The sequence below is a fragment of the Pseudomonas marginalis genome, assembly GCF_001645105.1.
Classification (GTDB): Bacteria; Pseudomonadota; Gammaproteobacteria; order Pseudomonadales; family Pseudomonadaceae; genus Aquipseudomonas; species Aquipseudomonas petroselini.
Map to the genome: position 1 here is coordinate 1 of NZ_LKEG01000057.1, position 19,074 is coordinate 19,074.

Genomic DNA, 19,074 nt, shown 5'->3' on the forward strand with positions numbered 1-19,074 from the left:
AAAGAACGGGTACGTGTCGATAAAAGTGTTACCTATGTAAAGGTACTTTTTTGTAACCCATGTGGTTGTCCCGTACATGCCCCCACGCTCGGTGTGCCCGTAATCCGACAGCCTGCAAAAGCTACCGGATTACTACAGCGCGTTACGCAATGTGGTGGCGGAAAATCGGCTGGCCTTTGTGCAGGAGGGTAAAGAAGGCGCGACCTCTCCCGGGCTGGACGGCTGCGCGAAGGGCCGCGCGGATGACTTCTGATTCGAACCCCGCAGGGCTGTCATATCTTGCAGCAGCGTGCTTATAGCCGGCACGCTTTGGCCTCTATAAGTTTGGCCTCACTTCGCTCCGACAGGCGAAGTAACCCTCTGCTCAATAGAAGGAAACATCCATGCTTAGCGCTATCAACCACTCACTGGGCAATATTCAATACACTCCCCTGCAGCAGGATGATGCAGAGCCCCAGCGCAAGAAGCGCAGCACTGATGCAATGCACACGCAACCGCACACTGCCGACTCCACCCACACGGCAGCCAACGACCGACCCCGCAAGAACGGCGGCGGGCTAGACAGCCTGGGTCAGGGCAACATCCTTTAAACCGCCTTATACGAAGGGCAGTGCACGGCCCTTCGTACTCGCCCTTAACAAAACCATGACATTCACTGGATTAATCTTGCCGGTTCTATCCAGTCTGGAATCCATAACTGCATGCCGCACACCGATACACTGCCCGCCGTACTGGCCGGCCCACTGCTGCGACGCCTCGAACCTCGGCGCCTGGTTATGTGGCTGGTGGGAAGTCGAGCACTGGCGTTGACGCTGAAGCTGCACCTGCCCGCGCAGACGGTGGAGATACGCCTCGACCAGTGCCAGGTCATCCCCGTGGGGCGCCATGCCTTTATCCACCTGATCGATGTGCCGTTGAGCGATGCCCTGCCCCTCGACGTGGTCATCAGCTACGACCTGTTGTTCGACAACACCGGCATCGCCGACTGGGCACCGCACCTGCTGTACGCCGACGCCCAACTGCCCAGTTTCGTTTTGCACAGCCGTATCCATCAGTTGGTGCACGGCTCCTGCCGCAAACCCCATCACAGCGCCGACGAAGGCCTGCTGTGCGTCGACCGCCTGCTGGCCGACGCCCGTACCCCGGCCGACCGCCCAGCCCTGCTGATGATGAGTGGCGACCAAGTCTACGCCGACGATGTCGCCGGCCCGATGCTACGGGCGATACATGCGTTGATCACGCGCTTGGGCCTCTTCGACGAATACCTGGAGGGCGCCGTGGTGGATGACAGCGCCAGCCTCTATGGGCATCGCGCCAGTTATTACCATCGCGCCGACTTGCTGCCCGCACTGGACAGCAACGAAACCCTGCGCGAGCGGTTTTTTGGTGGCGTGAAAAAACCGATCTTCACCAGCAGCACCGCCGACAATCACCTGGTGACCTTCGCTGAAGTCATCGCGATGTACTTGCTGGTGTGGTCGCCCACGCCCTGGACGTTGATCGCACCGCAAACGCCGCAACTGAACACAGAAGAACAGCAGCGCTATGCCCGCGAACAGGTGCAGGTCGATACATTCCGCGACGGCCTGCCGGGCGTAGCGCGGGTCTTCGCCCACCTGTCCACCTTGATGATCTTTGACGATCACGACATCACCGACGACTGGAACCTCAGCGCACAGTGGGAAGAAACCGCCTACGGTCACCCGTTCTCCAAACGCATCATCGGCAACGCCCTGCTGGCCTATCTGCTGTGCCAGGGTTGGGGCAACCAGCCGGATGTGTTTGACGGGCTGATAAAGCAAAGCCAGGCGCTCACCCACCAGCCCCAGGCCAACCACCTGGATGCCGCCGCGCAGAATGAATTGCTCGAAGCGCTGCTCACGTTCCAGCACTGGCACTACGTACTGCCCACCACCCCTGCGCTGGTGGTGCTCGACACTCGCACCCGCCGCTGGCGCAGCGAGTTCACCTTCAAGCAACCTTCCGGCCTGCTCGACTGGGAAGCCTTGAGCGAACTGCAACAGGAACTGCTCGACCACCCTTCAGCCATCATCGTCTCGCCCGCGCCGATCTTTGGCGTCAAGTTGATCGAGACGGTGCAGAAAATCTTCAGCTGGTGCGGCCACCCCTTGCTGGTGGACGCAGAGAACTGGATGGCCCATCGCGGCGCAGCCCAGGTGATCCTCAATATATTCCGCCACTCGCGAACGCCGGGTAACTACGTGATCCTGTCAGGTGACGTGCATTACTCGTTCGTCTACGAAGTGCTGATCCGTCATCGCAACGCCGGCCCCCGGATCTGGCAGATCACCAGCAGCGGCATCAAGAACGAATTCCCTCCACGCTTGCTGGAATGGTTCGACCGCCTCAACCGCTGGCTCTACTCGCCGCGCTCGCCCCTCAACTGGTTCACCCGCCGACGCACCATGCAGGTGGTGCCGCATATTCCGGAACATGCCGAAGCGGGCGAACGATTATGGAATTCGGCAGGGATTGGCCAGGTGTTTTTCAACCTACAAGGCCAGCCTGAAGCGATTTACCAGCACAACGCGGATGGCAAGGGGCCGACGAGGATGGTGGCGCCGAAGTAACCCTTCCCACAGATATGAAAGCACGTTCACACCAAGCTTGTGGAAATTTCACAAGCATCTGTTTTAGTTGAATTTATTTGAAAAAATTCAACCCCGTCTTCATTCAAAAAAAGTGCCAGGCTCTGACCTCTCCTCGCGATAAGCCTTATCAATCGCCGATGGTCAAATGAACCTTTTTTGGTACACTCTCCAGTGAACGACCTACATTTCGTGCTGAACGTTGTTTTCTATCGAACCGATGCGGGTAACGAGCCGGTACGCGAATGGTTAATGGAGCTACCTAGGGAAGCCAGAAAACTCATAGGTATCGACATCAAATCCGTCCAGATCGGATGGCCGCAGGGAATGCCTCTGGTTCGAAAGCTGGAGCACCGGCTTTGGGAGGTCAGAACCGATCTTGGGGGGCATATCGCACGGGTGATTTTTACGCTGGTTGACGGTGAGATCGTGCTGCTGCACGGCTTCATTAAAAAGAGCCAGAAAACGCCTGTGGTAGAGCTGGATACCGCGCGGCGTCGTAAAAACAAGCTATGAGGAAAACCACATGAACAAACATATCGGCTCCAACTTCGACGATTTTCTCAACGACAACGGGCTCATTGAGGAAGTATCCGCCGGAGCGTTGAAACGTGTTATCGCCTGGCAGTTGGCTGAAGCGATGAAGGCGCAGAAAATCAGCAAAAAAGCGCTGGCTGAACGTATGCATACCAGCCGCACCGCCGTAGATCGCGCACTCGATCAGAACGATGCAGGCATGACATTGGCCACTCTGGCAAGTGCAGCACGGGCACTGGGCCAACGGGTAGAAGTTCGGCTTGTACCTGATTCAGACGCAAGGCTCTCGATAAACTGAAACACTGCGTGACCCTTGGATATCGGGAAACACATCTACAAAAATGCAGCAATAGCCAAAAGCCATCAACCTTTAGCCGTACATCTGCCCTATTCAAAGCATCCAAGCCCCGTTGTACAGTAGCGCCAGCCACGGAGTATCGGCGTCAACAATGGCAGGCCTTGACGCCTGCCCACGCAAGGAATGCGCAGATGGACGATACCTCCGACAACACTCCGTTGAGGCAAGATTTCTCTCACTTCAACGCCGACATGCTGCACACCGTCCTGGAGTTGGTCAGCGATGGGATCTGGGATTGGAACGCCAATACCGGGTTCGTCTATCGCAACCCAGGGTGGTACGAAATGCTCGGCTATCCCCGCCATGCGCTGGAGAACAGCGTGTTCACTTGGGAAAACGTGATTCACCCGGAGGACTATCCTCAGGTGATGAAGCTGTTTGACGATTACATTCACCGTCGGGCGCCCCACTATCAAGCCGAGTACCGTTGCCGCAAAAAAGATGGCAGCTACCTGTGGATCGAAGATCGAGGCTACGTGATTGCCCGTAATGCTGACGGCTCCGTGGCGCGCATGGTGGGCGCCCACCGCGACATTCATCTCAGAAAATGTTCCGTCGAACAGTTGGAACGACGCAATCAATCCCTCGAAGCGCTGGTGGCAGAACGCACGCACGAGCTGTCGCGGGTCAATCAGCAGTTGCAACTTCAGTTGGACGAGAACCGCTCAATGGCCGAGCGGGATGCACTGACCCTGGTCGCCAACCGCTATCGCCTGGAAAAAATGCTGCTGGAAGAATGTGACCGTGCCCAGCGCTTTCGCCTGCCGCTTTCACTGATTGCGATGGATATCGATGATTTCAAGCCGATCAATGACCGTTACGGTCATGGCGTGGGCGACCAGACGCTGGTACGGGTGGTGGAATGCCTGGAACACGCTATTCGCCCCGATGACCTACTGGCCCGCTGGGGTGGCGATGAGTTTGTGCTGGTCCTGCCAAAGACCTCGCTGGAGGTTGCAACAGCATTGGCAGAGCGCATTCGGCAAACGTTGAAGAACATCCCGAGTGGTGACTTCAAGGTCACCCTGAGCCTGGGCGTGGCCCAGCGAAAAACGCATGAAGCCCCCGCCGCCCTGATGATGCGCGCCGACCAGGCGCTGTATCGCGCAAAGGCTGCGGGAAAGGACGGGGTGTCGGTGTAACACCCCGCAAGGCTATCGAACCGGCGGCGCGTACTGGATGCCGCCGTTGTTCCACAGCGCATTGAGCCCGCGCTTGATCTTCAGCACGCTGCCCTGGCCGATATTGCGCTCGAACACTTCGCCGTAGTTGCCCACTTGCTTGACGATCTGCACCACCCAGTCCTTGCGCAGTTTCAGGTCTTTGCCGTATTCGCCGTCGGCACCCAGCAAGCGTGCAATGTCAGGGTTCTTGGTGGTCTTGGCCTGCTCTTCGACGTTCTGCGAGGTGATGCCCATTTCCTCGGCATTGAGCATGGCGAACAGGGTCCACTTGACGATGCTGAACCACTCGTCATCGCCTTTACGCACCAGCGGCCCCAACGGCTCCTTGGAGATCACTTCCGGCAGCACCACGAACTCGTCAGGGTGGGCCATCTTGATGCGCTGGGCGTACAGGCCCGACTGGTCGGTGGTCAGCACGTCACACCGCCCGGCCTCCAGGCCCTTGGCGCTTTCGTCGGCCGTGTCGAAGGTGATCGGCGTGTACTTCATGCCATTGGTACGGAAGTAATCGGAGACATTGAGTTCGGTGGTGGTACCCGCCTGGATGCACACCGTCGCGCCGTCCAATTGCTTGGCACCGGTGACGCCCAACTTGTTGTTCACCAGAAAGCCGATGCCGTCGTAGTAAGTCACACCGGTAAACACCAGGCCCATGCCCGAGTCACGGGAGCTGGTCCATGTGGTGTTGCGTGAGATCACGTCGATCTCACCGGACTGCAGCGCAGTGAAGCGCTCCTTGGCGGTCAACTGGGTAAACTTCACTTTCGATGCATCGCCGAAGACCGCCGCCGCCACCGCGTGGCACACGTCCACATCGATGCCGGTCATCTTGCCATTGCTGTCCGGTACGCCGAAGCCCGGCAGCCCGTCACTGACGCCGCATTGGATGAAGCCTTTTTTCTGGATGGCGTCCAAGGTCACGCCTGCCTGAGCGGTGCTCGCCAGGCTAAGGGCGGCGGTGGCACCGATCGCGGCCAACGTCGTTTTGAATGGGTTCATGCAAGGCTCTCCCTGTCATTCCTTATTATTCGGCGCCCCACAGCCCGCGCCGGTTTATAGTGCTGCCGGGCAGTATCAACGGCTTATACCGCTGCCACAAACGACCTTTAGGCAAAGGCTCCTTCCGATTTGGAATGAACTGCATGATTTCAAAACGCTTGACCCCTTCGTTTTGCGGCGAAACATCCGAACATTCACTTGGATGTGCGCAACGAGCTGGAGCCTTTTGACGTGTTGCAGGCCAAGGCCGATATCGCGTTTTTCTTCGGCCAGGGCTCATGGCCGGGGGCGACTTGCATCGAGCTGTTCCGTGAGGCGGTGGTGCCGGTGTGTGCACCGGGTTTTGTCGCCGAGCGCAGCGATGCTTTCGGCGCGCACTTTATTGCGCATGCCGAACATGCCGGTGAGATTCCCAAGGTGAACGCTTTCCTGAACTGGATGGTGGAATACACCCGAGCACATCCCGACTTTTAATAATGACCCGGCGATTTTATTTCGTTTGCGACAAGGGCGGGCACCCGGCTTAGATAAAAACAAACCCGTCACAGCCGAGTCCCCGATTCATGAGCCGCGAAACCATCAGCCAGTCGATTTCCATCGTTCACCCCATCAGCCTCAGCCACGGTAAAAACGCCGAGGTCTGGGACACTTCGGGCAAACGCTATATCGATTTTGTCGGCGGTATCGGCGTGCTCAACCTCGGCCATTGTCACCCTGGCGTGGTCGAGGCAATTCGTGAACAGGCGACCCGGCTGACCCATTACGCGTTCAACGCCGCGCCTCACACGCCCTACCTCGAGCTGATGGATCGCCTGACGGCGTTCATCCCGGTGGACTACGCGGTCAGCGGCATGCTCACCAACAGCGGCGCGGAAGCGGCGGAAAACGCGCTGAAAATTGTGCGCGGCGCCACCGGCCGTACGGCGGTGATCGCTTTTGACGGCGCCTTCCATGGCCGCACCCTGGCCACGCTCAACCTCAACGGCAAGGTGGCGCCCTACAAACAAAAGGTCGGTGTACTGCCGGGCCCGGTGTATCACCTGCCCTACCCCAGCGCCGACAACGGCGTGACCTGCGCCGAAGCGCTGAAGGCCATGGACCGTTTGTTCAGCGTGGAAATCGACGTCAACGACGTAGCGTGTTTCATTATCGAGCCGGTGCAGGGCGAAGGGGGTTTCCTTGCGCTGGACATCGCGTTCGCCCAGGCCCTGCGGCGCTTTTGCGATGCGCACGACATCCTGCTGATTGCCGATGAAATCCAGTCGGGTTTTGGTCGTACCGGCCAACGTTTCGCGTTCTCGCGCCTGGGTATCGAACCGGACTTGATCCTGTTGGGTAAAAGCATCGCGGGCGGTGTGCCGCTGGGCGCAGTCGTCGGACGCAAGGCGCTGATGGACAACCTGCCCAAAGGCGGCCTGGGCGGAACCTATTCCGGCAACCCCATCGCCTGTGCGGCGGCCTTGGCCACGCTGGATGCAATGACCGATGAGCATTTGAAAACCTGGGGCTCGCAACAGGAAGAGGCCATCGTCCGCCGTTATGAAACCTGGCGCGCACAGGGCCTGACACCCTACCTCGGCCGGCTCACCGGCGTCGGCGCCATGCGCGGTATCGAGCTGGCCAACGCCGATGGCACCCCAGCGCCAAAACAGCTGGCTCAATTATTGAGCCTGGCGCGGGACGCCGGGTTGCTGCTGATGCCCAGCGGCAAGGCGCGGCACATCATCCGTTTGCTGGCACCGCTGACCATCGAGCCGGCAGTGCTGGAGGAAGGCCTGGATATCCTCGAGGCCTGCTTCAAGCAGTTGGACTCATAACGCTTATCGACGGGTTTGCCGCCCTGCCCGACAGGAATGTCTCATGAACGCCGATCGGCAAACCGCCGGCCATCGCCTTGGGTTGCTTGGCGGTGTGGCAGGCGATGCCGTCGCCCGCCAGTTGAGGGCATTGTGCTGCCTTGACCTGATCCCCCTGCGCGCTGAAAATGCGCGACGCTTTTTTGTCCTCGTTTACTGAAGTAGTGAAATTTCAATGTCCGATTCTTACACCGAAAAATCCGCCCCCGAAGAATCCGTAATCGCCTTGCAGTCCAAAGCCGAGTACGAAAACGCCATCAATCTTTCACAGCATGTGCCGGCCGCCAAGATCATCAGCGAGATGGTGCTGGACGCTTTCCACACCTCCAAGGAAAGCGACCAGATCCGCGAGCTGCGCGTGGCGATCCGCCAGGCCCACGACGCCTTCGACGACGACAAGGCCTATGACCTGATGGGCCAGCTCAAGCAACTCAAGGATGCAGAAGCCGCGGACAACGCCGCCCTGGAAAACCTGAGCAGCCAGTTTTCCATCAGTCGCATCCTGTCCAGCTTCAAGGACGACCCCGAGTTTCAGGAGTTGGTCTACGGTTTGGCGTTGAAGGTGCTGAACCAGAGCCACCAGGCCATCAGCAACCCGAGCGCCGGCAAGAGCAAGGCGTCACGGCCCAAGAAAGAAGCCGAGGTGTTTGTGATCAGCAAGGATGGCATCAGCGTCACCCTGCCGCTGCGCACGCCGCGCTCGAAGCTGAACGTTGACCGTGAGGCGTTCGAGTTTTTGGGCTTCAGCTTTGTGGGTGAAGGCGATGAAGCGGAGCTGGAGGTGGAGAGCTTTGTGGATAACGCCGGCGCCGAGCAGCCGTTGAGCCGCAAGAGCGTGATCACTGCGTTGCAGCAGCAGACGGCGTTTGAGGGGTACAGCATCGCGCAGCAGTAACTGACACTATGGAGTAACTGTGGGAGCCTCCTCCCACAGCTTGAATTGTGTCAGTTGATCGGTTCGATCTGCGCCGCAAACACTTCGCGAAACCGCTCCATCTCCCGCTTGTTCCCTACTGTCACCCGCACCCACTGCGGCCAGTCTTTCCACACCCGCCCGATCAGCACGCCTTGCGCGGCCAGTTTCTCGATCACCTGCGCCGCCGGTTGTTTCACGTCGATCATGAAACAGTTCGCCTGGGAGGCCGTGCAGGTGAACCCACGCCCTTTCAGCCAGGCGACCGTCTCGTCGCGCAGTTGGTTATTGAGCGCCTTGCGTTGCGGCAGCAGTTTCACATCTTCAAGGCTGGCGAGGCCGCCAAGCAGGGTACAGCCCGCCGGGACGTTGTCGCCGCCAAACACGGCCAGCCGCTCCAACAGCGCCGGGTGGCCGATCGCCAAGCCCAAGCGAGCGCCGGCCATGCCGTAGATTTTCGAGAAGGTGCGCAGCACCAGCAGGTCGTCGTGGTCCTTGACCCAACTGACGACGCTGGGCACGTCGGCGAAGTCGATATAGGCCTCGTCCACCACCAGCACGCTGCCTTTGGGTTTATCCGCCAAGGCTTGGCGGATGGCGTCGATGGGAGTCACGGTGCCCGTGGGGTTGTTGGGGTTGCACAGGTAGAGCATGCCGGCCTGTGGATCGGCGGCGAGCATGGCCGGGATGTCGTGGGCGTGGTCGGCGTTCAGGCTGACCTCCTTCACCGGCGCCCTGCTCGACTCGGCGGCCTGGCGCGGCACTTCGTAAGACGGCGTGGGCATTACCAGGCCGCGGGTTTCGCTGGTGAATGCCAGCACGGCATAACGCAACGCGGCCATCGAGCCTGCGAAAACGGCCACTTGCTCCTCGGCAATGCCTTGCTGCTGGGCAAACAACCCGGCCAGGGCGTACATGTGTTTGTAGGGATAACGCCCGGACGTGGCGATCCCATGCTGCATTGCGTCACGGGCGGCGCGTGAGGGCCCGTAGGGGCTTTCGTTGTAGTTGAGCAGCACCTTATCAGTCTTGGTCGGCGGTGGGCTGGCAACGGCCCAATCCAAGCGCCCCAGCAGTGGCAGGGCTGCGCCCAGGGCGAGAAGAGACCGGCGACTGACGGTGACCATAGGGCTACTCCTTGTAAAGACGTCCTTGTAGACGGGTGATGGATTCGCACAACTCGTACAGAGGGGTATGACGAGATAAACCTGCGCAGATTTAAACCCGCGCCCAAGAAAAAGCCCCGCGCTTCTCTCGAAGGCGGGGCTTTTTCACTGCCAGACCACTCAGTGAGCGTAGGTCAGCAACAGCTCTTTCGGCACTTGGAAATCCAGGGACATCATCACGCTGAGCGCGGTGATGGTGAAGATCGAGAACACGAACAGCTTGCGGGCCCAGACGGTGTCGTCCACCGCCTTGTAGCCGGTCCAGGCCATGTACAACCAGTACATGCCCATGGCCGCCGCGACGGCGAGGTAGCTCATGCCGGCGTAGCCACTGAAGGTCAACATCAAGGTCGCCACGAGGAAGGCCAGGATGTACAGCAGGATGTGTTTCTTGGCGACCTGGATGCCACGCTTGACCGGCAATACCGGAATCGACGCAGCCAGGTAGTCGTTGAAACGGAAGATCGCGATGGCGTAGGAATGCGGCATCTGCCACAGGCTGAACATCACCAGCAGCACCAGCGCAGCCATGTCGAAGCTATTGGTCACAGCCACATAACCAATCACCGGCGGCATCGCCCCCGACAGACTGCCCACCAGCGTGCCGTGAACCGACTTGCGCTTGAGGTACAGGCTGTAGAGGCCGACGTAGATGACAAAGCCGATCACGGCAAACAACGCCGCCAACGGATTGGCCACCTTGTACAACAACACCACGCCGGCAACACCCAGGACGGTCGCGAAGATCAGTGCCAGCTTCAGGGAGATCAGTCCCTGGACCAGCACGCGATTCTTGGTGCGCTCCATCTTGATGTCGATGTCGCGGTCGATGCAGTTGTTGAATACACAACCGGAAGCTACCACCAGGGACGTACCGATCATCGCAGCCAGGAAGATGGCCAGATCGACATGTCCCTGGGAGGCCAGGAAGAAACCGCCCGCCACAGAAAGCACGTTACCGAAAATGATCCCCGGTTTGGTGATTTGGATAAAGTGCTTAAGCGACATCGGGTCTTACCTCACTTCGCCATCATGAACGTATGGATGCTGAACATGATCCATATCGACAGGCCAACCAGCAGCAGGATTACTAAGCCTGCGAACACGAACGCAATCACGTTATCGCGCTGCTCTTTAGAGCGGTCCAAGTGCAGGAAGTACACCAGGTGAACCAGCACCTGAATCACCGCGAACGCCAGTACGATCATCAAGGTGATCGACTTCGGCAGGGTCGGGTACATCACCAGACCGAACGGGATGAGCGTCAGGATTACCGACAGGATGAAGCCGATAGCGTAAGACTTAACGCTGCCGTGGCTCGCATCATGGCTGTCATGGTCATGGGAGTGTGCATTAGCCATTACAGAGTCCCCATCAGGTAAACAACGGTGAAGACGCAGATCCAGACCACGTCCAGGAAGTGCCAGAACAGGCTCAGGCAGCTCAGGCGAGTCTTGTTGGTGTTGGTCAGGCCGTGTTTATTGACCTGATACATCATCACCGCCATCCACAGCAGGCCGGCCGTTACGTGCAGACCGTGGGTGCCGACCAGCGTGAAGAACGCCGACAGGAAACCGGAACGGTGCGGGCCGTAGCCTTCGGAGATCAGCAGGTGGAACTCGTTGATCTCCATGCCGATGAAGCCCAGGCCGAACAGGAAGGTCAGTGCCAACCAGCTCAGTACGCCTTTTTTGTTGCCCTTGTAGAAGGCCAACATGGCGAAGCCGTAGGTGATCGAACTGAACAACAGCAAGGCAGTTTCGCCGAGCACGTAAGGCAGTTCGAAGATGTCGTGGCCCGACGGGCCACCCGCTACGTTGTTTACCAGTACCGCGTACACCGCGAAGATCGACGCAAACAAGATGCAGTCGGTCATCAGGTAGAGCCAGAAACCGAAAACGGTCATCGGCCCCGAGTCGTGGTGATGGTCATCGTGCCCATGGTCATCGACATGGGCGTGTCCAGCATTGGTCACTAAGTTCGACATGGTTTAAGCCTGTTCCAACGAGGTTTCTACACGGTTGGCCGGGATTTTCTTCTCGGCGACCAGGCGAGCGTGTTGCTCGGCTTCGATGCGTTCGATCGTTTCGACCGGCACCATGTAGCCTTGATCATCACGTGCAGCGTGGACGATGAAGTAACCGATGGTGCCCACCAGGCCCACGATCGCCAGCCACCAGATGTGCCAGATCATCGCGAAACCGAACACGGTCAACAGCGCACCCATCACCACGCCAGTGGCGGTGTTGTTTGGCATGTGGATCGGTTCGTAGTGCTTAGGACGCTGGTACGCAGTACCGTCTTCCTTGGCTTCGGTGAACGCATCAATGGTGTTCGCAGTCGGGATCACGGCGAAGTTGTAGAACGGTGGTGGCGACGAGGTCGACCATTCCAGGGTGTGGCCATTCCATGGGTCGCCGGAGTCGCAAGCGTTCTGCTTACGGTCACGGATGCTCACGTACAGCTGGATCAACTGGCAGGCGATACCCACAGCGATCATGATTGCACCGAACATGGCGACGTACAGGTACGGCACCCACTCAGGGTTGGTGGTGGCGTTCAGACGACGGGTCATGCCCATGAAGCCCAGTGCATAGAGCGGCATGAACGCGACGAAGAAGCCCGAGATCCAGAACCAGAATGCAGCCTTGCCCCAGCCTTCGTGCAGCTTGAAGCCGAACGCTTTCGGGAAGTAGAAGCTGAAACCAGCGATGTAACCGAATACCGCACCACCGATGATCACGTTGTGGAAGTGAGCGATCACGAACAGGCTGTTGTGCAGGACGAAGTCAGCACCCGGGATGGCCAGCAGTACGCCGGTCATGCCGCCAATGGCGAAGGTCACCATGAAGCCCAGGGTCCACAGGACCTGGCTGGTCATGCGCAGACGGCCGTGGTAGATGGTGAACAGCCAGTTGAATAGCTTCACCCCCGTCGGGATGGAAATCAGCATCGTCGCCAGGCCGAAGAAGGCGTTGACGCTGGCCCCCGAACCCATGGTGAAGAAGTGGTGCAGCCACACCATGAAGCCCAGTACGGAGATTGCGCCCGATGCGTAAACCATCGAGTGGTGACCGAACAGGCGCTTGCCGGTAAAGGTCGAGATCACTTCGGAGAAGATACCGAACGCTGGCAGGATCAGGATGTACACCTCAGGGTGACCCCATGCCCAGAACAGGTTCACGTACATCATTGGATTGCCACCAAGTTCGTTGGTGAAAATGTGGAAATCCAGGTAACGGTCAAGCGACAGCAGCGCCATGGTAGCGGCCAGGATCGGGAACGAAGCCACGATCAGGACGTTGGCCCAGGTGCAGGTCCAGGTGAAGATCGGCATGTCCATCAGTTTCATGCCAGGGGCGCGCATTTTCAGGACGGTGGCCAGGAAGTTGACCCCCGTCAGTGTCGTCCCGAGTCCTGATAACTGTAGCGCCCAGATGTAGTAGTCCACACCCACGCCAGGGCTGTATTGCAGGCCCGACAATGGTGGATACGCAACCCAACCGGTCTTGGCGAATTCGCCGACACCAAGGGACACGTTGATCAGCACAACGCCGGAAACCAGCAGCCAGAAGCTCAGGGAGTTCAGGAACGGGTAGGCAACGTCACGGGCGCCAATCTGCAGCGGCAAGGCAAGGTTCATCAGGCCGGTGAAGAATGGCATCGCCATGAAGATGATCATGATCACACCGTGGGCGGTGAAGATCTGGTCATAGTGTTCAGGTGGCAGGTAGCCAGGCGAACCCTCGGTGGCCATGGCCAACTGGGTACGCATCATGATGGCGTCGGCAAAACCACGCAGCAGCATGACCATGGCCACGATGACGTACATGACACCGATTTTCTTGTGGTCGACCGACGTCAACCACTCGGTCCACAGGTAGGTCCACTTCTTGAAATAAGTGATTGCTGCAAACAGTGCCAGACCACCCAGCGCGATCATGGCGATGGTAATCATCACAATCGGCTCGTGGAACGGGACCGCATCCCAACTTAATTTACCAAACATCGTTTACTCCTCTGCCCCAGCAGTTGAATGCGAGCCCGTGTCAGAACCTTCAACCGCGGCCACTTCTTTCTTCTCGTGCTTGACCGGCTTGCCTGGTTTCATGCCTTCGTACTTGTCGACGATTTTCTGAAACAGGTTCGGCTCATACGTGGAGTACAGGGCGACTGGGTTGTTCTGGCTTGGTTTGGTCAGGGCGTCGTATTCAGCTTGATCAAGCTGTTTAGGTGCGGCCTTGACTTCGGCTACCCAGGCGTTGAAATCTTCCTGGCTCGTCGAGATGGCTTTGAATTTCATGCCGGTGAAGCCAGCGCCGCTGTAGTTCGCGGAGATGCCTTCCATTTCAGCTTTTTCGTTGGCGATCAGGTGCAGTCGGGTCTGCATGCCTGCCATCGCGTAGATCTGACCGCCCAAGGCAGGGATGAAGAACGAGTTCATCACGGCGTCGGAGGTGATCCGGAAATTAAGCGGGGTGTTTTCCGGGAAGCGGATCTGGTTAACGGTGGCGATACCCAGGTCCGGGTAGATGAACAGCCACTTCCAGTCCAGCGCGACCACTTCGATGTTGATCGGCTTGACGTCGGACTCCAGCGGACGGTACGGGTCCAGCTCGTGGGTCGACTTATAGGTGATGTAACCCAGGGCGATGATGATGAGGATCGGAACCAGCCACACCGCGATTTCGATCTTGGTGGAGTGCGACCACTTCGGCGCGTAGGTCGCGTTGGTGTTCGACGCGCGGTATTTCCAGGCGAAGGCGAAGGTCATGATGATCACAGGCACCACGACCAACAGCATCAGCAGGGTGGCGGTGATGATCAGGTTTCGTTGATCCAGACCGATCTGTCCTTTTGGGTCCATCAAGGTCCACTTGCAGCCTCCCAGCATTAACATCATGCCCAGCAGCGGCAAAAAGCCTAGTAATCGGGGGTACCTGTTTTTACTCATCTCACGACCTCTAAAGCAGCTTGCGCAATGCAGTTGGGTTTTGATCGCCAACACTTCACCCTGCCAAGGGTTGGCATTTCTCTTCGATTGAATAAGAGCCTGCCCGTCACGCCATAACTGTACGTTTCACGGACCTGCGGTGAGTTCTTATTCGATTTCGTGGTTAAAGGCCTTGTTACAGACCAATTCCATTTGGTGCGGATAGTTGAAAGGCTGCCGGAACCTTGGGGTCGCACAGAGCCATCCATCTGCCCCTCGACCGCTCCAGTGCTCAAATATTGAACAGCACAGGACATTCAGTGCGGGCGATTGTAGTTAGCTAGCGATGTATAAACCATGTCTTATAAAGAAATAATTTTTATCGATTACAGCAATAATCCTTCACCATTATTGCAACGGTTCGCGATCTTATCGCGTTCAATTCTCAACAAAAACCACAAAAATTGCCGTGTTATAGGGCAATCCACCACAGCCCTTACAGCGCGTAAGGGCATGCCAAACCGATGCAACCCCCCATAAAACAAGGCATTCGGACATCACCGAATCGCTGGTTCGGCGTGAGGTGCGTGGCATTGGCGCAACCACAAACTGACAGCACATCTTGGCCGCTTGATGCAAATTTAAGCAGCCGTTTGGCCGGTCAGAAACGTCCTGCGGACGCTTCCGTGTGACAACATGTCGCACGCTGCGCGCACCTGAAATTGTCCGGCGTCACGTTCTGTTCACAAATCCCCACACGCAAAAACGCCCCGGCCTTCCGCTAAGAAAGACCGGGGCGTTTGGGTGATGGGCTCAGGCTGTGTGCTGGCGATTCCGGTAGATGCCCAGCGGTACCAGGATCACCGTCAGCACGAAGGCGACCAATGCCCACTGCGCCAGGGACAGGCCGAGTACGGGTGGATAAGGGGTACTGCAGAAGCCGTCGACCTGGAAGCCCAGGGGAAACACCTTGGCCAGGGGCAGGTCATCGACAATCGGTTGCAGCACATCGATGCCGCAGCTCACCTGAGGGAAGAACTGGGTGTACACATGATGGCCGGCGGCGGCCACCCCGCCGAGGGCGCTGAGTATCACCAGGCCTTCAAACAGCGTGAGGGCGCCTTTGGTGCGCATGGCTGCGCCGATGAACGCGAAGATCGCGATCAACAGCAAGGCGTAGCGTTGCAGGATGCACAGCGGGCATGGGGCCTCGCCCAGTACGACCTGCATGTAGAGCGCACCGCCGATCAGCGCCAGGCAGATGATGCCCAGCAACACCAGAAAGCGCCGCTCCCTGCCTAAACGCAATTCGTCACTCATCTCCGTTTCCCTTTGCCTGATTATGGTTGTGGCGTATGGCCGCAAGTTTACACACAGGGAGTGTTTAAACAGAGGGGGTTAACGGGGGATTAATCTGGAGAAATGTTGTGGCGGACCTGTGGCGAGGGAGCTTGCTCCCGTTGGGCTGCGAAGCGGCCCTAAAAAGATGGGAGCGCTGCGCACTGGAGCGCCAGCCAGGTCCAACGGGAGCAAGCTCCCTCGCCACAGGTTATGTGTACCTATTCCAGGGCCGCCGCTGGGCCGAAGAATTCATAGCGGCTTTGTTTTTCGGGGACACCCAAGGCTTTGAGGTGGCGCTTGATCGCGGCCATGAAGCCTTTAGGGCCGAGGAAGTAGGCATCGATGTCGCGCTGCTCGGGCAACCAGGCGGCCAGCTGTTCCTGGCTCAGCAGGCCGACGTTGTCCGCTGCGGGGCTCACGCCGTCGTCTTCGGCGTAGCAGTAGTAACGCTTGAGTTGCGGGTGCTGGGCCGCCAGGGCATCCACCCAGTCGCGGAACGCATGCACGGCGCCATTACGTGCGCAGTGGATAAAGTGCACCGGGCGCTCAGTGGCCAAGGCCGCTTCGAGCATCGGCAAGGTCGGCGTGATGCCTACCCCGCCGCTGATCAGCACCAACGGTTTGTCGCTGGCCGCCAGGGTGAACTCGCCCGACGGTGGGAACAGGTCGATGGTCGCCCCGACGTGCAGTTGGTCGTGCAGGTAGTTGGACACCCGCCCACCCGCTTCGCGCTTGACGCTGATGCGGTACTGGCCCGCATCGGTAAGGGCCGACAGCGAATAGTTGCGGCGTACTTCTTCACCCTCCAGCACCAGCTTCATGCCGATGTACTGGCCAGGCGCGGCGGCGAGGACCGGGCCGTTATCCACCGGGGCGAAATAGAAGGAGGTGATTTCAGCACTCTCCTCCACGCGCTTGACCAGCGTGAACGGCCGCGCACCGCGCCAGCCGCCGGGGGCCTGGGCTTTCTCTTCATAGATCGCCGCCTCGGCGCCAATCAGGATATCCGCCAATTGGCCGTAGGCTGCACCCCAGGCATTCATCACCTCGGGGGTCGCGATCTCGCTGCCGAGCACTTCGGAAATGGCGCGCAGCAGGCAGGCACCGACGATCGGGTAGTGCTCCGGCAGGATCTGCAGCGCCACGTGCTTGTTGATGATCTTGGCCACCAAATCGCCAAGCTGGTCCAACTGGTCGATATGCCGCGCGTACATCAACACGCCGTTGGCCAGGGCGCGAGGTTGGTCGCCGCTCGCCTGGTGCGCCTGGTTAAACAGCGGGCGAACCTCCGGGTACTCAGAGAGCATCATGCGGTAGAAATGGGTGATCAGCGCTTCGCCACCGCTTTCCAGCAGCGGCACGGTGGATTTGACGATGGCACGGTCTTGGGCACTAAGCATGGGAGCCTCCTGGGCTTCTTCACTGATTACCCTGACGCACTCAGTATTCGTGCCAACTTATAAACCGATATTTTTCAATGGTTTAAATGACTAGTAGTCAATATGACTTCCTACGATCTATAGTCATAAGGACTACAAGGAGTCATTATGACTGCGAAATCACTGCTCACCACCCTGCTGCCCTTGGTCGCCGACCTGTCCCGCGAACTGCCCGAAGGCGAGCGTTACCGCCGCCTGCTGCAAGCCATGCGCGCCCTGCTGCCCTGCGACGCCGCCGCGCTGTTGCGCCTGGACGGCGACTCGCTGGTGCCGCTCGCCGTCGACGGTTTGAGCGCCGATACCCTGGGCCGGCGCTTCAAGGTCAGTGAACATCCGCGCTTTGCCGTGTTGCTGAGCAGCCCCGGCCCCACGCGCTTCGACAGCGACAGCGAATTGCCCGACCCCTACGACGGCCTGGTCGATGGCCTGCACGGCCACCTGGAAGTGCACGACTGCATGGGCTGCCCACTGTTTGTCGACGACCATCCCTGGGGCTTGCTGACCCTGGACGCGCTCGACACCGAACGTTTCGAACGCGTTGAGCTGGATGCCCTGCAAGCCTTCGCCAGCCTCGCCGCCGCCACCGTCAACGTCGCCGAGCGCATCGAGCGCCTGGCCCTGCGTGCCGAAGACGAACACCAGCGTGCCGAGATCTACCGCCAAGCCAGCGGCCAGCAGCACAAGGAAATGATCGGCCAGAGCAAAACCCACAAACGCCTGGTGGAAGAAATCAAGTGGGTGGGCGGCAGCGACCTCACCGTGCTGATCACTGGTGAAACCGGCGTGGGCAAGGAACTGGTGGCCCAGGCCATTCACGCCGCCTCACATCGCGCGGACAAACCGCTGATCAGCCTCAACTGCGCCGCCCTGCCGGAAACCCTGGTGGAAAGCGAGCTGTTCGGCCATGTACGCGGCGCCTTTACCGGTGCGCTGAACGAACGCCGGGGCAAGTTCGAGTTGGCCAATGGCGGCACGCTGTTCCTGGATGAAGTGGGCGAGCTGTCGTTGACGGTACAGGCCAAGCTGCTGCGGGTGCTGCAAAGCGGCCAGTTGCAGCGCCTGGGGTCGGACAAGGAGCATCAGGTGGATGTGCGCTTGATCGCCGCCACCAACCGCGACCTCGCTGACGAAGTACGCAACGGCCGCTACCGCGCCGACTTCTACCACCGCCTCAGTGTGTACCCGCTGCAAGTGCCGGCGCTGCGCGAGCGCGGGCGCGATGTGTTGCTGCTGGCCGGTTTCTTCCTTGAACAGAACCGCTCACGCATGGGCCTGGGCAGCCTGCGCCTGACCAGCGATGCCCAGGCGGCACTGTTGGCCTATAACTGGCCAGGCAACGTACGAGAGCTGGAACATTTGATCGGACGCAGCGCGCTGAAAGCCCTCGGCAACTGTCGCGAGCGTCCGAAGATTCTCAGCCTGAGTGCACAGGACCTCGACCTGCCCGATGTCAGCGCGCCGGTGGTCGAAGCGCCGGTCCACACCGGCCTCGCCGTCACCGGCGACCTGCGCCAGGCCACCGAGCAATACCAACGCCAAGTCATCAGCGCCTGCCTGGAACGCCACCAGCACAACTGGGCCAGCGCCGCTCGCGAGCTGGGCCTGGACCGCGCCAACCTCGGCCGCATGGCCAAGCGCCTGGGGATGAAATAAAAGGATGCACCCCATCTAAATGGGGGCTTGCCTGCGATGGCGGTGAACCAATCAAAGATAAGCCGGCTGTCACACCGCCATCGGGG

The 19,074-nt window shown here is 59.2% G+C and carries 18 protein-coding genes and 2 pseudogenes; 11 read left to right on the forward strand and 9 right to left on the reverse strand.

What is annotated here, in order from left to right; genetic code table 11:
* Window positions 1-103 precede the first annotated feature (103 nt).
* The 6 genes and pseudogenes from AO064_RS31415 to AO064_RS27105 all read left to right on the forward strand — a co-directional run.
* Window positions 104-253: pseudogene (locus AO064_RS31415) on the forward strand (MlaA family lipoprotein); the annotation flags it as partial.
* A 130-nt stretch (window positions 254-383) separates the two neighbouring features.
* On the forward strand, window positions 384-590 hold the full coding sequence (locus AO064_RS27085) for a hypothetical protein (RefSeq protein ID WP_064055162.1): 207 nt from the start codon (window positions 384-386) through the stop codon (window positions 588-590).
* Window positions 591-701: 111 nt separating this feature from the next.
* Entirely contained in the window at window positions 702-2,591 is a 1,890-nt protein-coding gene (locus AO064_RS27090; protein ID WP_064055163.1) for an alkaline phosphatase D family protein, read from the forward strand.
* Window positions 2,592-2,783: 192 nt separating this feature from the next.
* Window positions 2,784-3,125: a type II toxin-antitoxin system RelE/ParE family toxin gene (locus AO064_RS27095; RefSeq protein ID WP_183143926.1), complete on the forward strand. Its 342-nt coding sequence runs from the start codon at window positions 2,784-2,786 to the stop codon at window positions 3,123-3,125.
* Window positions 3,126-3,135: 10 nt separating this feature from the next.
* Complete coding sequence (locus AO064_RS27100) at window positions 3,136-3,444, forward strand: helix-turn-helix domain-containing protein (protein ID WP_064055164.1); 309 nt, start codon at window positions 3,136-3,138, stop codon at window positions 3,442-3,444.
* Window positions 3,445-3,635: 191 nt separating this feature from the next.
* Window positions 3,636-4,646: a sensor domain-containing diguanylate cyclase gene (locus AO064_RS27105; RefSeq protein ID WP_064055165.1), complete on the forward strand. Its 1,011-nt coding sequence runs from the start codon at window positions 3,636-3,638 to the stop codon at window positions 4,644-4,646.
* 12 nt (window positions 4,647-4,658) lie between these two features.
* Here the strand turns inward: AO064_RS27105 and AO064_RS27110 are convergent, their stop codons facing one another.
* Window positions 4,659-5,687: an amino acid ABC transporter substrate-binding protein gene (locus AO064_RS27110; protein ID WP_064055166.1), complete on the reverse strand. Its 1,029-nt coding sequence runs from the start codon at window positions 5,685-5,687 to the stop codon at window positions 4,659-4,661.
* A gap of 171 nt (window positions 5,688-5,858) precedes the next feature.
* Here AO064_RS27110 and AO064_RS27115 point away from each other — a divergent pair.
* From AO064_RS27115 to AO064_RS27125, 4 genes and pseudogenes are all read left to right on the forward strand, one after another.
* Window positions 5,859-6,161: pseudogene (locus tag AO064_RS27115) on the forward strand (LysR substrate-binding domain-containing protein); the annotation flags it as partial.
* A gap of 89 nt (window positions 6,162-6,250) precedes the next feature.
* Complete coding sequence (locus AO064_RS27120) at window positions 6,251-7,504, forward strand: 2-aminoadipate transaminase (protein WP_064055168.1); 1,254 nt, start codon at window positions 6,251-6,253, stop codon at window positions 7,502-7,504.
* Between the two features lie 43 nt (window positions 7,505-7,547).
* Entirely contained in the window at window positions 7,548-7,703 is a 156-nt protein-coding gene (locus tag AO064_RS30835; protein WP_156521580.1) for a hypothetical protein, read from the forward strand.
* Between the two features lie 15 nt (window positions 7,704-7,718).
* Complete coding sequence (locus AO064_RS27125; RefSeq protein WP_064055169.1) at window positions 7,719-8,438, forward strand: hypothetical protein; 720 nt, start codon at window positions 7,719-7,721, stop codon at window positions 8,436-8,438.
* 50 nt (window positions 8,439-8,488) lie between these two features.
* Here AO064_RS27125 and ptaA read toward each other — a convergent pair whose 3' ends face one another.
* From ptaA to hmpA, 8 genes are all read right to left on the reverse strand, one after another.
* Complete coding sequence (gene ptaA / locus AO064_RS27130; protein ID WP_064055170.1) at window positions 8,489-9,583, reverse strand: pyoverdine biosynthesis transaminase PtaA; 1,095 nt, start codon at window positions 9,581-9,583, stop codon at window positions 8,489-8,491.
* A gap of 159 nt (window positions 9,584-9,742) precedes the next feature.
* Complete coding sequence (gene cyoE, locus AO064_RS27135) at window positions 9,743-10,630, reverse strand: heme o synthase (protein WP_015885812.1); 888 nt, start codon at window positions 10,628-10,630, stop codon at window positions 9,743-9,745.
* Window positions 10,631-10,641: 11 nt separating this feature from the next.
* The gene (gene cyoD, locus AO064_RS27140) at window positions 10,642-10,983 is read right to left on the reverse strand and encodes a cytochrome o ubiquinol oxidase subunit IV (protein WP_010206434.1); all 342 of its coding nucleotides are present in this window, start codon (window positions 10,981-10,983) and stop codon (window positions 10,642-10,644) included.
* On the reverse strand, window positions 10,983-11,609 hold the full coding sequence (locus AO064_RS27145) for a cytochrome o ubiquinol oxidase subunit III (RefSeq protein ID WP_010206435.1): 627 nt from the start codon (window positions 11,607-11,609) through the stop codon (window positions 10,983-10,985). The genes cyoD and AO064_RS27145 overlap by 1 nt, the downstream gene beginning before the upstream one ends.
* A gap of 3 nt (window positions 11,610-11,612) precedes the next feature.
* Complete coding sequence (gene cyoB, locus AO064_RS27150; RefSeq protein ID WP_015885813.1) at window positions 11,613-13,631, reverse strand: cytochrome o ubiquinol oxidase subunit I; 2,019 nt, start codon at window positions 13,629-13,631, stop codon at window positions 11,613-11,615.
* A 3-nt stretch (window positions 13,632-13,634) separates the two neighbouring features.
* Window positions 13,635-14,576: a ubiquinol oxidase subunit II gene (gene cyoA, locus AO064_RS27155; RefSeq protein ID WP_043205874.1), complete on the reverse strand. Its 942-nt coding sequence runs from the start codon at window positions 14,574-14,576 to the stop codon at window positions 13,635-13,637.
* Window positions 14,577-15,368: 792 nt separating this feature from the next.
* Window positions 15,369-15,875, reverse strand: coding sequence for a disulfide bond formation protein B (locus tag AO064_RS27160; RefSeq protein WP_015885815.1), 507 nt, complete (start codon window positions 15,873-15,875; stop codon window positions 15,369-15,371).
* Between the two features lie 239 nt (window positions 15,876-16,114).
* The gene (gene hmpA, locus AO064_RS27165) at window positions 16,115-17,296 is read right to left on the reverse strand and encodes an NO-inducible flavohemoprotein (RefSeq protein WP_064055171.1); all 1,182 of its coding nucleotides are present in this window, start codon (window positions 17,294-17,296) and stop codon (window positions 16,115-16,117) included.
* 147 nt (window positions 17,297-17,443) lie between these two features.
* On the opposite strand from hmpA, the gene norR reads away from it, so the two are divergent.
* Window positions 17,444-18,988, forward strand: coding sequence for a nitric oxide reductase transcriptional regulator NorR (gene norR / locus AO064_RS27170; RefSeq protein ID WP_064055172.1), 1,545 nt, complete (start codon window positions 17,444-17,446; stop codon window positions 18,986-18,988).
* Window positions 18,989-19,074 lie beyond the last annotated feature (86 nt).